The organism is Streptomyces sp. NPDC037203 (assembly GCF_055605065.1).
Map to the genome: position 1 here is coordinate 882,078 of NZ_JBVJUC010000002.1, position 14,174 is coordinate 896,251.

The 14,174-nt window shown below is 70.3% G+C and carries 12 protein-coding genes; 11 read left to right on the forward strand and 1 reads right to left on the reverse strand.

Annotated elements, in window-relative coordinates:
* The first annotated feature begins 31 nt into the window (after positions 1 to 31).
* The 9 genes from ftsW to ACZ7EC_RS08505 all read left to right on the forward strand — a co-directional run bounded on the left by ftsW (position 32) and on the right by ACZ7EC_RS08505 (position 8,594).
* Positions 32 to 1,393 carry a putative lipid II flippase FtsW gene (gene ftsW / locus ACZ7EC_RS08465; RefSeq protein WP_471059451.1) on the forward strand — a complete coding sequence of 454 codons (1,362 nt, stop codon included), beginning with the start codon at positions 32 to 34 and terminating at the stop codon, positions 1,391 to 1,393.
* Between the two features lie 6 nt (positions 1,394 to 1,399).
* Positions 1,400 to 2,488, forward strand: a complete 1,089-nt coding sequence (gene murG, locus ACZ7EC_RS08470) for an undecaprenyldiphospho-muramoylpentapeptide beta-N-acetylglucosaminyltransferase (protein WP_397986401.1) — start codon at positions 1,400 to 1,402, stop codon at positions 2,486 to 2,488.
* 26 nt (positions 2,489 to 2,514) lie between these two features.
* Entirely contained in the window at positions 2,515 to 3,309 is a 795-nt protein-coding gene (locus ACZ7EC_RS08475) for a cell division protein FtsQ/DivIB (protein ID WP_471059453.1), read from the forward strand.
* Positions 3,310 to 3,588: 279 nt separating this feature from the next.
* Positions 3,589 to 4,797, forward strand: coding sequence for a cell division protein FtsZ (ftsZ, locus tag ACZ7EC_RS08480; RefSeq protein WP_471059455.1), 1,209 nt, complete (start codon positions 3,589 to 3,591; stop codon positions 4,795 to 4,797).
* Positions 4,794 to 5,522, forward strand: a complete 729-nt coding sequence (gene pgeF / locus ACZ7EC_RS08485) for a peptidoglycan editing factor PgeF (RefSeq protein ID WP_471059457.1) — start codon at positions 4,794 to 4,796, stop codon at positions 5,520 to 5,522. Before ftsZ ends, pgeF begins: the two co-directional genes overlap by 4 nt.
* A 6-nt stretch (positions 5,523 to 5,528) precedes the next feature.
* Positions 5,529 to 6,248 (forward strand): YggS family pyridoxal phosphate-dependent enzyme, encoded by a 720-nt coding sequence (locus ACZ7EC_RS08490; RefSeq protein WP_471059459.1) that lies wholly within the window; start codon positions 5,529 to 5,531, stop codon positions 6,246 to 6,248.
* A gap of 127 nt (positions 6,249 to 6,375) precedes the next feature.
* A complete protein-coding gene (locus ACZ7EC_RS08495) occupies positions 6,376 to 7,017 on the forward strand; it encodes a cell division protein SepF (RefSeq protein WP_037653104.1) in 642 nt (213 codons plus the stop codon).
* 59 nt (positions 7,018 to 7,076) lie between these two features.
* Positions 7,077 to 7,367: a YggT family protein gene (locus ACZ7EC_RS08500; RefSeq protein WP_037653106.1), complete on the forward strand. Its 291-nt coding sequence runs from the start codon at positions 7,077 to 7,079 to the stop codon at positions 7,365 to 7,367.
* 54 nt (positions 7,368 to 7,421) lie between these two features.
* The gene (locus tag ACZ7EC_RS08505; protein WP_471059461.1) at positions 7,422 to 8,594 is read left to right on the forward strand and encodes a DivIVA domain-containing protein; all 1,173 of its coding nucleotides are present in this window, start codon (positions 7,422 to 7,424) and stop codon (positions 8,592 to 8,594) included.
* A 249-nt stretch (positions 8,595 to 8,843) separates the two neighbouring features.
* Here ACZ7EC_RS08505 and ileS read toward each other — a convergent pair whose 3' ends face one another.
* Entirely contained in the window at positions 8,844 to 11,987 is a 3,144-nt protein-coding gene (gene ileS, locus ACZ7EC_RS08510; protein ID WP_471059463.1) for an isoleucine--tRNA ligase, read from the reverse strand.
* A 588-nt stretch (positions 11,988 to 12,575) separates the two neighbouring features.
* Here ileS and ACZ7EC_RS08515 point away from each other — a divergent pair.
* Positions 12,576 to 13,511 (forward strand): TraR/DksA family transcriptional regulator, encoded by a 936-nt coding sequence (locus ACZ7EC_RS08515; RefSeq protein ID WP_471059465.1) that lies wholly within the window; start codon positions 12,576 to 12,578, stop codon positions 13,509 to 13,511.
* A gap of 67 nt (positions 13,512 to 13,578) precedes the next feature.
* Positions 13,579 to 14,166: a signal peptidase II gene (lspA, locus tag ACZ7EC_RS08520; RefSeq protein ID WP_471059467.1), complete on the forward strand. Its 588-nt coding sequence runs from the start codon at positions 13,579 to 13,581 to the stop codon at positions 14,164 to 14,166.
* The last annotated feature ends 8 nt before the right edge of the window (positions 14,167 to 14,174 follow it).

Sequence of the window (14,174 nt, forward strand, 5' to 3'; positions counted from 1 at the left end):
GTGGGGCGGCCGACGTCCAGTGGAGGCGCCGATGCCCAGTAGCCGTACCGGAAAGCCCCCCGTGCAGCGGGCCTCCCGGCGGCCCGTCCTGTCCAGGTCCGTGCGCGAGAACCCGGTACAGCGGTTCGTCACGCGTGCCCGGCGGGCCTGGGACCGGCCGCTGACCGCCTATTACCTGATCGTCGGCGGCAGCGTCCTGATCACGGTGCTCGGCCTGGTGATGGTCTACTCGGCCTCCCAGGTCACCGCGCTCCAGATGTCGCTGCCGGGCTCGTACTTCTTCCGCAAGCAGCTGCTGGCCGCCGTGATCGGCGGCATCCTGCTGTTCGCGGCCTCCCGGATGCCGGTGAAGCTGCACCGGGCGCTGGCCTATCCGATCCTGGCCGGTGCCGTCTTCATGATGGCCCTGGTGCAGGTCCCCGGAATAGGGATGTCGGTCAACGGCAACCAGAACTGGATCTCGCTGGGCGGCTCCTTCCAGATCCAGCCCAGCGAGTTCGGCAAGCTCGCCCTGGTGCTGTGGGGCGCCGACCTGATCGCCCGCAAGCAGGAGCGGAAGCTGCTCACCCAGTGGAAGCACATGCTGGTGCCGCTGGTGCCGGTCGCCTTCCTGCTGCTCGGACTGATCATGCTGGGCGGCGACATGGGTACCGCGATCATTCTCACAGCGATCCTGTTCGGACTGCTGTGGCTCGCGGGCGCGCCGACCCGGCTGTTCTCGGGCGTCCTGTCGGTCGCGGTGGTGATCGGGGTGATCCTGATCGAGACCAGCCCCAACCGGATGGCCCGCCTCGCCTGCATCGGCGCCACCGAACCGCGGGCCCGCGGCGCCGACTGCTGGCAGGCCGTGCACGGCATCTACGCGCTCGCCTCCGGCGGACTCTTCGGCTCCGGCCTCGGCGCGAGTGTGGAAAAATGGGGTCAACTGCCGGAAGCGCACACCGACTTCATCTTCGCGGTCACCGGTGAGGAACTGGGCCTGGCGGGGACACTGTCGGTGCTCGCCCTGTTCGCGGCTCTAGGCTATGCGGGTATCCGCGTGGCCGGACGCACGAAAGACCCCTTCGTGAGGTACGCCGCGGGAGGCGTGACCACCTGGATCATCGCTCAGGCGGTGATCAACATCGGTGCGGTGCTCGGCCTGCTGCCGATCGCCGGTGTCCCGCTCCCGCTGTTCTCCTACGGAGGATCCGCCCTGCTGCCGACCATGTTCGCCATCGGGCTGCTGATCGCGTTCGCGCGCGACGACCCCGCTGCGCGGACGGCGCTTGCGCTGCGGCAACCTCGCTTTGGTAGAAAGCGGGCGGGAGGCCCCGGAGCGGATCGGGGGCCTCGGAGATGGAACACGATGCGACGGCGTGCCTCGGCGGCGCGTTCGTCCGGAGAGCGGTGAATTTCGGTGCATGTCGTACTCGCCGGTGGAGGGACCGCCGGCCACATCGAGCCCGCGCTCGCCCTCGCGGACGCCCTGCGCAGGCAGGACCCGAGCGTGGGGATCACGGCCCTGGGCACGGAGCGCGGCCTGGAGACCCGGCTCGTCCCGGAGCGCGGCTACGAGCTGGCGCTGATCCCGGCGGTGCCGCTGCCGCGCAAGCCCACTCCCGAGCTGATCACCGTTCCGGGCCGGCTGCGCGGCACCATCAAGGCCGCCGAGCAGATCCTCGAACGCACCAAGGCGGACGCCGTGGCCGGCTTCGGCGGCTACGTCGCGCTGCCCGCCTACCTCGCCGCCAAGCGGCTCGGCGTGCCCATCGTGATCCACGAGGCCAACGCCCGCCCCGGCCTGGCCAACAAGATCGGGTCCCGGTACGCGGCGCAGGTCGCCGTCTCCACGCCGGACAGCAAGCTGCGCGGCGCCCGCTACATCGGCATCCCGCTGCGCCGCTCCATCGCTACGCTGGACCGCGCCGCCGTGCGCCCCGAGGCCCGGCACCGCTTCGGCCTCGACCCCAACCTGCCCACGCTGCTGGTCTCCGGCGGCTCGCAGGGCGCGCGCCGGCTCAACGAGGTCGTCCAGCAGGTCGCCCCGTGGCTCCAGCAGGCCGGCATCCAGATCCTGCACGCGGTCGGCCCGAAGAACGAACTGCCGCATGTCCAGCAGATGCCGGGGATGCCCCCCTACATCCCGGTAAGTTACCTGGACCGGATGGACCTCGCGTACGCCGCGGCCGACATGATGCTCTGCCGCGCGGGCGCGATGACCGTCGCCGAACTCTCCGCCGTCGGACTGCCGGCCGCCTACGTACCGCTGCCCATCGGCAACGGCGAACAGCGGCTGAACGCCCAGCCGGTGGTCAAGGCGGGCGGCGGACTCCTCGTGGACGACGCGGAACTGACGCCCGAGTGGGTACAGAACAACGTGCTGCCCGTGCTCGCCGACCCGCACCGGCTCTACGAGATGTCCCGCGCCGCAAGCGAGTTCGGCCGCCGGGACGCCGACGACCTCCTCGTCGGCATGGTGTACGAGGCCATCGCCTCGCGCCGTTAGGACCGTATGACGAAAGGGTAGTGGGCGTGGCCGGACCAGCGACTCGTGAACGTGGGGAACGCCAGCAGGAGTCGTCCGGCCCGCCGCTCGCCCGAACGATAAAGCGACTACGTCTTCGTACGATCGTCATCCTGGCGCTGGTCGTGGTGCTCGTAACGGCCGGTTCGGTATGGGTGTTGTACGGCTCCCCGTGGCTGCGCGTCGAGCGCGTCCCGGTTTCCGGAACGCGGGTGCTGACGCCCGCCGAGGTGCGTGCCGCCGCCGCCGTACCGGTGGGAGCGCCCCTGATGTCGGTCGACACCGAAGCCATCGCGGCCCGAACCCGTCGCAAACTGCCACGAATTGACACGGTCGACGTGTCCCGTTCCTGGCCGCACGGCATCGAGCTGAAGGTGACCGAGCGGACCGCGGTCCTCCTGGTCCGAAAAGGCGGGAACTTCCTCGAAGTCGACCACAAGGGTGTCCGGTTCGCCACCGTCTCCCAGGCGCCCGGAGGCATCCCGCTGCTGCGGATGTCGGTGTCCGCCTCGGGCTCGGCCGCCGCGAGCCTGCGGCGCTTCGGCACCGACCGGCTGACCCGCGAGGCGGTCCTGGTCGCCGGCGAACTGCCGGGCCCCGTCCGCCGCCTCACCGGCACCGTCGAGGTCCACTCCTACGACGACATCCGGCTGGAGTTGACCGACGGCCGCGTCGTGGCCTGGGGAAGCGCGGAGAGCGGCCGCGCCAAGGCACGGACCCTCACGGCACTCATGAAAGCAGCTCCCGGCGCGCGCCACTTCGACGTCAGCGTCCCCACCGCCCCTGCGTCATCGGCGAGTTGACGCGCATCAGTGCAGGCCAGCACCCTGGTTGGGCACGGCTATGGCTGATCACATAGGGTGAAAAGAAAAACGGGAGGTTCGGCGTGTTCGTTGAACGGGCGCCACTTGTCGACTTAGTGTCCTGTTCAGAAGACTCCAGGGAACAGACACACTGGTAACCCTAAACTTCAGGCTTAGGGTTCGGGTCGGCGCTACGGACCGTCCCATTCGGCATCTGTCGTCACGGCGCGGGCAACCGCCCGGTGGCGACGACGTAATTCGAGGCGAGAGGCCTTCGACGTGGCAGCACCGCAGAACTACCTCGCAGTCATCAAGGTCATCGGTGTCGGCGGCGGTGGTGTCAATGCCATCAACCGGATGATCGAGGTCGGTCTCAAGGGTGTCGAGTTCATCGCCATCAACACCGACGCGCAGGCGCTGTTGATGAGCGACGCCGACGTCAAGCTGGACGTCGGCAGGGAACTCACCCGCGGACTCGGCGCCGGCGCCAACCCGGCCGTCGGCCGCAAGGCCGCCGAGGACCACCGCGAGGAGATCGAGGAGGTCCTCAAGGGGGCCGACATGGTCTTCGTGACCGCCGGTGAAGGCGGCGGCACCGGCACCGGCGGCGCACCCGTCGTGGCCAACATCGCGCGCTCCCTGGGCGCCCTCACCATCGGCGTGGTCACGCGCCCGTTCACCTTCGAGGGACGGCGCCGCGCGAACCAGGCCGAGGACGGCATCGCCGAGCTGCGCGAAGAGGTCGACACCCTCATCGTCATCCCGAACGACCGGCTGCTGTCCATCTCGGACCGCCAGGTCTCGGTCCTGGACGCCTTCAAGTCCGCCGACCAGGTCCTGCTCTCCGGTGTCCAGGGCATCACCGACCTCATCACCACTCCGGGCCTGATCAACCTGGACTTCGCCGACGTGAAGTCGGTCATGTCCGAGGCCGGTTCGGCCCTCATGGGCATCGGCTCCGCCCGCGGCGACGACCGCGCGGTGGCCGCCGCCGAGATGGCGATCTCCTCGCCGCTCCTGGAGGCGTCCATCGACGGCGCCCGCGGCGTGCTGCTCTCCATCTCCGGCGGCTCCGACCTGGGCCTCTTCGAGATCAACGAGGCGGCGCAACTGGTCAGCGAGGCCGCCCACCCCGAGGCCAACATCATCTTCGGCGCGGTCATCGACGACGCCCTCGGCGACGAGGTGCGCGTCACCGTGATCGCGGCCGGCTTCGACGGCGGCCAGCCGCCGGCCCGCCGGGAGAGCACCCTCGGCTCGGCGTCCACGCCGCCCCCCGCCCGCCGCGAGGAGCCCGCTCCGGTACGGCAGTCCGAGAGCCGTCCGTCCTTCGGCTCGCTCGGCAGCGTGAAGCCGAAGGAGGAGCCGGAGCCGGCCCCCGAGCCGGTGGCCGACATCCCGGTCGCCCCGCCGATCACCCCGGCGCCGCGCCCCGCCTACTCGGACAGCGCGGCCGAGGAACTGGACGTCCCGGACTTCCTCAAGTGATAGGACAGCGCGAGAGCGTCAGCGGCGCGCACTTCGCCTTCACCGACCGGTGGGGCGGGGTGAGCGCCGCTCCGTATGAGGAGCTGAACCTCGGCGGCGCGGTCGGCGACACGCCCGAGGCGGTCCGGACCAACCGGGAACTCGCCGCCAGGGCACTCGACCTGGACCCCGCCCGCGTGGTGTGGATGAACCAGGTGCACGGTGCCGAGGTGGCCGTGGTGGACGAGCCCTGGGGCACCCGGCCCGCGCCGGAGGTCGACGCCCTCGTCACCGCACGGCGCGGACTCGCCCTCGCCGTGCTCACCGCCGACTGCGTGCCGGTGCTGCTCGCCGACCCCGTCGCGGGGATCGCCGCCGCGGCCCACGCGGGCCGGCCCGGCATGGTCAAGGGGGTCGTCCCCGCCGCCGTACGGGCCATGGTCGAACTCGGCGCCGTGTCCGAGCGGATCGTCGCCCGCACCGGGCCGGCCGTCTGTGGCCGGTGCTACGAGGTGCCGGAGACCATGCGGGCCGAGGTGGCGGCGGTGGAGCCGACGGCGCACGCTGAAACCAGCTGGGGCACACCGGCGGTCGACGTGAGCGCCGGAGTGCACGCGCAGCTCGACCGGCTCGGGGTGTGCGACCGGGCGCATTCGCCGGTGTGCACGCTGGAGTCGGGGGACCACTTCTCTTACCGCCGGGACCGCACCACGGGGCGGCTCGCGGCCTATGTCTGGCTGGACTGATGGGGCATGACGGACCGTAAGACCGAACTCGCCGGGAATCTGGCGCATGTGGAGCAGCGCATCGCCCGCGCCTGCGCATCCGCGGGCCGGCGGCGGGAGGACGTGACCCTGATCGTGGTCACCAAGACCTACCCGGCGAGCGATGTGCGGTTCCTGTCGGAACTCGGTGTGAGCCATGTCGCCGAGAACCGCGACCAGGACGCCGCGCCGAAGGCGGCGGCTTGTGCGGATCTGCCCCTGAAATGGCATTTTGTCGGCCAGTTGCAGACCAACAAGGTGCGTTCCGTGGTCGGTTACGCCGACGTCGTGCAGTCGATCGACCGCGCGCGGCTCGTCACCGCGCTCTCCAAGGAGGCGGTGCGCGCCGGGCGCGAAGTGGGGTGCCTGATCCAGGTCGCGCTCGACGCCGGTGCCGACGGCCGGGGCGAGCGCGGGGGTGTAGCCCCCGAAGGAATCGAAGAGTTGGCCGACCTCGTCGCCGGCTCGCCGGGGCTGCGGCTCGACGGTCTGATGACGGTCGCTCCGCTCACCGGCGAGTACGCGGGACGCGAACAGGCGGCGTTCGAGCGCCTCATGGATTTGTCGACCCACCTGCGCCGAGTCCATCCGGCTGCAACCATGGTGTCGGCAGGGATGAGTGCGGACCTCGAGCAGGCCGTGGCGGCCGGGGCGACACATGTGCGCGTCGGCACTGCGGTACTCGGCGTCCGTCCCCGGCTCGGGTAACGTCGCCAGGAAGTCGGACCACAGCAGAAAATATGGTCAGTGTTCGCGAAACGGACACAACGACCGCGTGGATCGCGGGCACTTGGCAGTCGTCAGCCGATCCACCACAGAGCGGAGGACTCAGAGCATGGCCGGCGCGATGCGCAAGATGGCGGTCTACCTCGGCCTCGTGGAGGACGATGGGTACGACGGCCGCGGATTCGACCCCGATGACGATTTCGAGCCCGAGTTGGACCCGGAGCCCGAGCGCGACCACCGACGGCACGAGCCGTTGCATCAACCGCATGATGCACATCAGCCCCAAAGGGATGAATCGGTGCGAGTGGTGCAGCCTCCGGCGCCTCGCGAACCGGTCTCCAGAGCGGCTTCGCTACCCGCGGAATCGGGTCGCCCGGCGCGGATCGCGCCCGTGGCGTCCATCACACAAGAACGTCAGTCCCTGGAGAAGAACGCGCCGGTGATCATGCCCAAGGTCGTGTCGGAACGAGAGCCTTACCGGATCACCACATTGCACCCGCGGACCTACAACGAGGCCCGTACCATCGGGGAACACTTCCGTGAGGGCACCCCGGTGATCATGAATCTGACCGAGATGGATGACACAGATGCGAAGCGACTTGTCGACTTTGCGGCCGGTTTGGTGTTTGGTCTTCACGGCAGTATCGAGCGGGTGACGCAGAAGGTGTTCCTGTTGTCTCCTGCTAACGTCGATGTCACGGCGGAGGACAAGGCCCGCATCGCAGAGGGCGGGTTCTTCAACCAGAGCTGAGACGCAGACCGGACCGCAGTACGCAAGAGCTCGGAACAGGGGAGAGGGAAACACAGGCCATGGGCGTGTTCGCGCAGGTGATCTACATCGCGCTGATGGTGTTTCTCGTCGTGCTCATCTTCCGGCTGGTCATGGACTACGTCTTCCAGTTCGCCCGCTCGTGGCAACCCGGCAAGGCGATGGTGGTCGTACTGGAGGCCACCTACACTGTCACCGATCCACCGCTGAAGCTTCTGCGGCGGTTCATTCCGCCGCTGCGTCTCGGGGGCGTGGCGCTCGACCTGTCCTTCTTCGTACTGATGATCATCGTCTACATTCTCATCGCCATCGTGCAGAACTTCGTGAGATGAGCGTGTGGACGATCCGGTCTTGCCGACTGCCGATGACTACGTTGAGGTGAAGAGATGCCGTTGACCCCCGAGGACGTGCGGAACAAGCAGTTCACGACCGTCCGCCTCCGAGAAGGCTATGACGAGGACGAGGTCGATGCCTTCCTCGATGAGGTCGAAGCCGAACTGACCCGCCTGCTCCGGGAGAACGAGGACCTGCGCGCGAAGCTGGCCGCCGCCACGCGGGCCGCGGCGCAGAACCAACAGAACGCCCGGAAGCCTCCGGAGCAGGAACAGCAGCAACAGCAGGGCATGCGAGGTCCCGGCGCTCCGGTACCCGCCGGCATATCGGGCCCGCCGCAGCAGCAGATGGGTGGCCCCATGGGTGGTCCGCCCCAGCTGCCGAGCGGTGCCCCGCAGCTGCCCGCCGGTCCCAGTGGGCAGGGTGGTCCGCAGGGTCCCGGCCCGATGGGCCAGGGTCCGATGGGACAGGGCCCCATGGGCCAGGGCGGCATGGGCCAGGGTTCGATGGGTCAGGGCCCGATGGGCGGTCAGCCGCCCATGCAGCAGCAGATGGGTGGCCCCATGGGCGGTCCGATGGGTGGCCCGATGGGCGGTCCCATGGGCGGTCCCGGTCAGGGCCCCGGCGGCGACAGCGCCGCCCGTGTCCTCTCGCTGGCCCAGCAGACCGCCGACCAGGCGATCGCCGAGGCCCGCTCCGAGGCCAACAAGATCGTCGGCGAGGCCCGCAGCCGCGCCGAGGGTCTGGAGCGTGACGCCCGTGCCAAGGCCGACGCCCTGGAGCGGGACGCGCAGGAGAAGCACCGCGTCGCGATGGGCTCCCTGGAGTCCGCTCGCGCCACGCTGGAGCGCAAGGTCGAGGACCTGCGCGGCTTCGAACGCGAGTACCGCACGCGCCTGAAGTCGTACCTGGAGTCGCAGCTGCGCCAGCTGGAGACCCAGGCCGACGACTCGCTGGCCCCGCCGCGCACCCCGGCCGCCGCGTCCCTGCCGCCGTCCCCGGCGCCTTCCATGGCTCCGGCCGGCGCGAGCGCCCCGTCCTACGGCGGCAACCAGTCGATGGGTGGCTCGCCCTCCCAGTCGTCCGGCCCGTCCTACGGCGGTCAGCAGCAGATGACGCCCGCCATGACCCAGCCGATGGCTCCGGTCCGCCCCCAGGGCCCGTCCCCGATGGGCCAGGCCCCCTCGCCGATGCGCGGTTTCCTGATCGACGAGGACGACAACTGAGCGCCGGCCACGGTGAGTAGTACGCCGTAGGCGTCGGCAGCGCTGAGAACGCGGCCCTGGACTCCGGTCCGGGGCCGCGTTCTTGTGTGCGCGGTGCCCTTTCAAACTGTGTGTGCGGTGCCCCTTCCGACCGGGGTATGCCGGAGCTTTCAGGGCACGGGGACGCCAAGGGCGCCGAGCCGGCACCGCCAAGAAGGGCCCGGTCTCCGAGTCGGAGACCGGGCCCTTCGCTCAAGTGGCTACCGGCACCTACGCCTTGCGCAGCCGGAACTCCAGGCTCAGCCCCTCGTCGGTGAAGGCGTCCCCGAAGCTGTCGTCGGCCTCGCCCTGGGCGAAGTCCGTCGCCAGGACCTCCTCCGCGATCAACCCGGCGTGCTCGTTCAGCGCCGCGATCACCGCCGGGTCCGTGGACGTCCAGCGCAGCGCGATCCGGTCCGCCACATCCAGGCCGCTGTTCTTGCGGGCCTCCTGGATCAGCCGGATCGCGTCACGCGCGAGCCCCGCCTGCCGCAGCTCCTCCGTGATCTCCAGGTCCAGCGCCACCGTCGCACCGGAGTCGGACGCCACCGACCAGCCCTCGCGCGGCGTCTCGGTGATGATCACCTCGTCCGGCGCCAGTGTGATCGTCTCACCGTCGACCTCCACCGACGCCGTGCCCTGTCGCAGCGCCAGCGAGAGCGCGGCGGCATCGGCTGCCGCGACCGCCTTGGCCACGTCCTGCACCCGCTTGCCGAACCGCTTGCCCAGCGCACGGAAGTTGGCCTTGGCGGTGGTGTCCACCAGGGAGCCGCCGACCTCGGACAGCGACGCCAGCGAGGAGACGTTCAGCTCCTCCGTGATCTGCGCGTGCAGCTCGCCGTCCAGGGTCTCGAAACCGCTCGCCGCGATCAGCGCACGGGACAGCGGCTGACGCGTCTTGACGCCCGACTCGGCGCGCGTGGCCCGGCCCAGCTCCACGAGCCGGCGCACCAGCACCATCTGCTTCGACAGCTCCGGGTCGATCGAACCGAGGTCCGGCTCCGGCCACGACGCCAGGTGCACCGACTCGGGCGCGCCCGGCGAGACCGGCACGATCAGGTCCTGCCACACCCGCTCGGTGATGAACGGCGTGATCGGGGCCATCAGCCGGGTGACCGTCTCCAGCACCTCGTGCAGCGTGCGCAGCGCGGCCTTGTCGCCCTGCCAGAAGCGGCGGCGCGAACGGCGGACGTACCAGTTGGACAGGTCGTCGACGAACGCGGACAGCAGCTTGCCGGCGCGCTGGGTGTCGTACCCCTCCAGCGCCTGTGTCACCTGGTCGGTGAGGGCGTGCAGTTCGGACAGCAGCCAGCGGTCCAGCAGCGGGCGCTCGGCCGGGGCCGGGTCGGCCGCGCTCGGCGCCCAGTCCGAGGTGCGCGCGTACAGCGCCTGGAAGGCGACCGTGTTCCAGTACGTCAGCAGCGTCTTGCGGACGACCTCCTGGATGGTGCCGTGGCCCACCCGGCGGGCCGCCCAGGGGGAGCCGCCCGCCGCCATGAACCAGCGCACCGCATCCGCGCCGTGCTGGTCCATCAGCGGGATCGGCTGGAGGATGTTGCCCAGGTGCTTGGACATCTTGCGGCCGTCCTCGGCCAGGATGTGGCCGAGGCACACGACGTTCTCGTACGACGACTTGTCGAACACCAGGGTGCCGACGGCCATCAGCGTGTAGAACCAGCCGCGGGTCTGGTCGATCGCCTCGGAGATGAACTGGGCCGGGTAACGGCTCTCGAACAGCTCCTTGTTCTTGTACGGGTAGCCCCACTGCGCGAACGGCATCGAACCGGAGTCGTACCAGGCGTCGATGACCTCCGGCACGCGTGTGGCCGTCCTGCCGCAGCCCTCGTGCGGGCAGGCGAAGGTGACCGCGTCGATGTAGGGGCGGTGCGGGTCGAGTTCCGACTGGTCGGTGCCGGACAGCTCGGACAGCTCCGCGCGGGAGCCGACGCACGTGAGGTGGTCGTCCTCGCAGCGCCAGATCGGCAGCGGGGTGCCCCAGTAGCGGTTGCGGGACAGCGCCCAGTCGATGTTGTTGTTCAGCCAGTCGCCGAAGCGGCCGTGCTTGACCGTCTCCGGGAACCAGTTGGTCTTCTCGTTCTCCTGGATCAGGCGGTCCTTGACGGCCGTCGTGCGGATGTACCAGGAGGGCTGCGCGTAGTAGAGCAGCGCGGTGTGGCAGCGCCAGCAGTGCGGGTAGCTGTGCTCGTACGGCAGGTGCCGGAACAGCAGGCCGCGCTGCTTGAGGTCCTCGGTGAGCTGTTCGTCGGCCTTCTTGAAGAAGACGCCGCCGACCAGCGGCACGTCCTCCTCGAAGGTGCCGTCGGGGCGCACCGGGTTGACGACGGGCAGTCCGTAGGAGCGGCAGACCCTGAGGTCGTCCTCGCCGAAGGCGGGGGACTGGTGGACCAGGCCGGTGCCGTCCTCGGTGGTCACGTAGTCCGCGTTCACCACGTAGTGGGCCGGCTCCGGGAACTCGACGAGCTCGAAGGGGCGCTGGTAGGTCCAGCGTTCCATCTCGGCACCGGTGAAGGTCTGCCCGGTGGGCTCCCAGCCCTCGCCGAGCGCCTTGGCGAGCAGCGGCTCGGCGACGACGACCTTCTCCTCGCCGTTCGCCGCGACGACGTAGGTGACCTCCGGGTGGGCGGCGACCGCCGTGTTGGAGACCAGGGTCCAGGGGGTCGTCGTCCACACCAGGAGCGCGGCCTCGCCGGCGAGCGGGCCGGAGGTGAGCGGGAAGCGGACGTACACCGAGGGGTCGACGACCGTCTCGTAGCCCTGCGCCAGCTCGTGGTCGGACAGGCCGGTGCCGCAGCGCGGGCACCAGGGGGCGACGCGGTGGTCCTGGACCAGCAGGCCCTTGCCGAAGATCTCCTTCAGCGACCACCAGACCGACTCCACGTACTCCGGGTCCATGGTCCGGTAGGCGTCGTCCAGGTCGACCCAGTAGCCCATGCGGGTCGTCAGCTCGGCGAAGGCGTCGGTGTGCCGGGTGACGGACTCGCGGCACTTGTCGTTGAACTCCGCGATGCCGTACGCCTCGATGTCCTGCTTGCCGGAGAAGCCCAGCTCCTTCTCCACGGCCAGCTCCACGGGCAGGCCGTGGCAGTCCCAGCCGGCCTTGCGGGCCACGTGGTAGCCGCGCATGGTGCGGAAGCGCGGGAAGACGTCCTTGAAGACGCGCGCCTCGATGTGGTGGGCGCCGGGCATGCCGTTGGCGGTGGGCGGCCCCTCGTAGAACACCCATTCGGGGCGGCCCTCGGACTGCTCCAGGGTCTTGGCGAAGATCTTCTGCTCACGCCAGAAGTCGAGCACGGCGTGCTCAAGCGCGGGCAGGTCGACCTGTGCGGGCACCTGGCGGTACGTCGGCGCTGTCATCTGCGAGCATCCTCCAACGGACTTGCTGCCTTCCGTCGGAGGGACGAGAGCTTCGATTCCTACGCCGTGTGCGGCGCGCTCCCGCGGTACCACCCTCCTTGGCCCGCCACGGCCTCGGCCGCGGGTGAGCCCCCTCATTGGGTTCGCGAAGCCGGTTCTACTGGCCTTGCCCTGCGGCTGCGGCTTTCTTCCGGCGGCTCCGGGGTGATCTTCACGTCGCGCTCGCCCCCGGGCTTCCACCGTCCCCGGGTCGCTCTGGGCTGCGTACGCCGCTACTCGTCCCCATCCACGCTTCTCGCTGCGCCCAGTGTACGGCGCCCCGCGGACAGCGGCCGACCGCTTTTCGGGGCGGAGGCCGCCGGGGGCCCGGCGCGGGTGGTGGGTGCCCCGAATGGCGAGGGTGGCCGGGGTGATGCCCGGCGCGGCGGATTACCCCGCGGGGAGCTGGGCACAACGGATGCAGGCCCGCCGCGCGGGGGTGCGGGCGGGCGAATCGGGCGGTGTGCCCCGTTGCCGCGGGAGGCAAGTCGATTTATCGTCCCAGCACGATTCGCGAGCAAGATCACCCTATGTGAAGGGGCCGCGGCCATGGTGCCGAGAAAGAGCGCGAAGAAGGCCGTGGCCGGGAAGACGGATACCGAGACAACCGCTGCCGAGAAGGCCGCTGCCAGGACGGCGGCGGGGCAGGCCGCGGCCGGGGAGGGGGAAGGGAAGGCTGCGGCCACCAGGGCCGCGGCCGGGAAGGGAGCCGCCGTGAAGCCGGTCCTGGAGCAGACGGGCGGGGCCGAGGAGGCCGACGCCCACCCGGTGGCGCGGAAGACGGCCGCCAAGAAGACGCCGGCGAAGAAGGCGGCGGCCGGGAAGACCACGGCGGCCGCGCGGGAGACCCCGGCGGCCGGGAAGACGCCGGCCAGGAAGGCCGCGGCGAAGAAACCGGGCGCCAGGAAGGCCGCGAAGACCGTGGCCCACAAGGCGGAGCCGGACGACGAGAGCACGGCCAAGAAGGCGGGCGCGGCGCGGGCCGCCAAGCAGACGGGAGCCACCAAGGTGGTTGCGAAGAAGACTCCTGGCACGGTCACGGCGGAGGACACCGCCGTTCCCAAGGCGCGCCTCGCCGCGGCGGAGCCCGGCGAGCTGGCGGTGCGCCCCGGTGAGGACCCCTGGACCGCGCAGGAGGTCGCCGAGGCGCGTGCGGAGCTCCAGTCCGAGATGGAGCGGCTGCGGCGGGAGATCAGCTCGTCCGAGGAGTCGCTCGTCGGCCTGATGCGCGACTCCGGGGACGGTGCCGGCGACGACCAGGCCGACACCGGGACCAAGAACATCACCCGCGAGCACGAGCTGGCGCTGGCCGCTAACGCCCGCGAGATGCTCACCCAGACCGAACGCGCGATCGAGCGACTGGACGCGGGCACCTACGGCCTGTGCGAGAACTGCGGCAAACCCATCGGCAAGGCCCGGATGCAGGCCTTCCCGCGGGCCACCCTGTGCGTGGAGTGCAAGCAGAAGCAGGAACGCCGCTCCTGAGCGTGTGGGGCCGCCGGAGCGTGCCGTAGTCTCGTCCTCAGTCAGGTACCTAGGTCGAGGGACGCACGTGGCAGAGGCGGAGCGCATCATCAATACGCCGGACACCCCGGAGGACGGCGCACATCAGGCCCCTGAGCAGACGGCGGCACGGGCGCCGGAGCGGACCGGCCGCGGCCGCCGCATCGCCGTGCTGTTCGCCGTGGCCGCGTTCGCGTACGCGCTCGACCTGATCAGCAAGACGCTGGTGGTGGCCAAGCTGGAGGGCCATGCGCCGATCAAGCTCGTCGGGGACCTGCTGGAACTGAACGCCATCCGCAATCCGGGCGCCGCCTTCGGCTTCGGCGCGGCCTTCACCGTGATCTTCACGGTGATCGCGGCCGCGGTGATCGTGGTGATCATGCGTCTGGCCCGCAAGCTCTACAGCTTCCCCTGGGCCATCGCGCTCGGCCTGCTGCTCGGCGGCGCGCTCGGCAACCTCACCGACCGGATCTTCCGCGCGCCGGGGGTCTTCGAGGGCCAGGTCGTGGACTTCATCGCGCCCAAGGGCTTCGCGATCTTCAACCTCGCCGACTCGGCGATCGTGTGCGGCGGCATCCTGATCGTGCTGCTCTCCTTCCGCGGTCTGGACCCGGACGGCACGGTCCACAAGGACTGACGGCACGG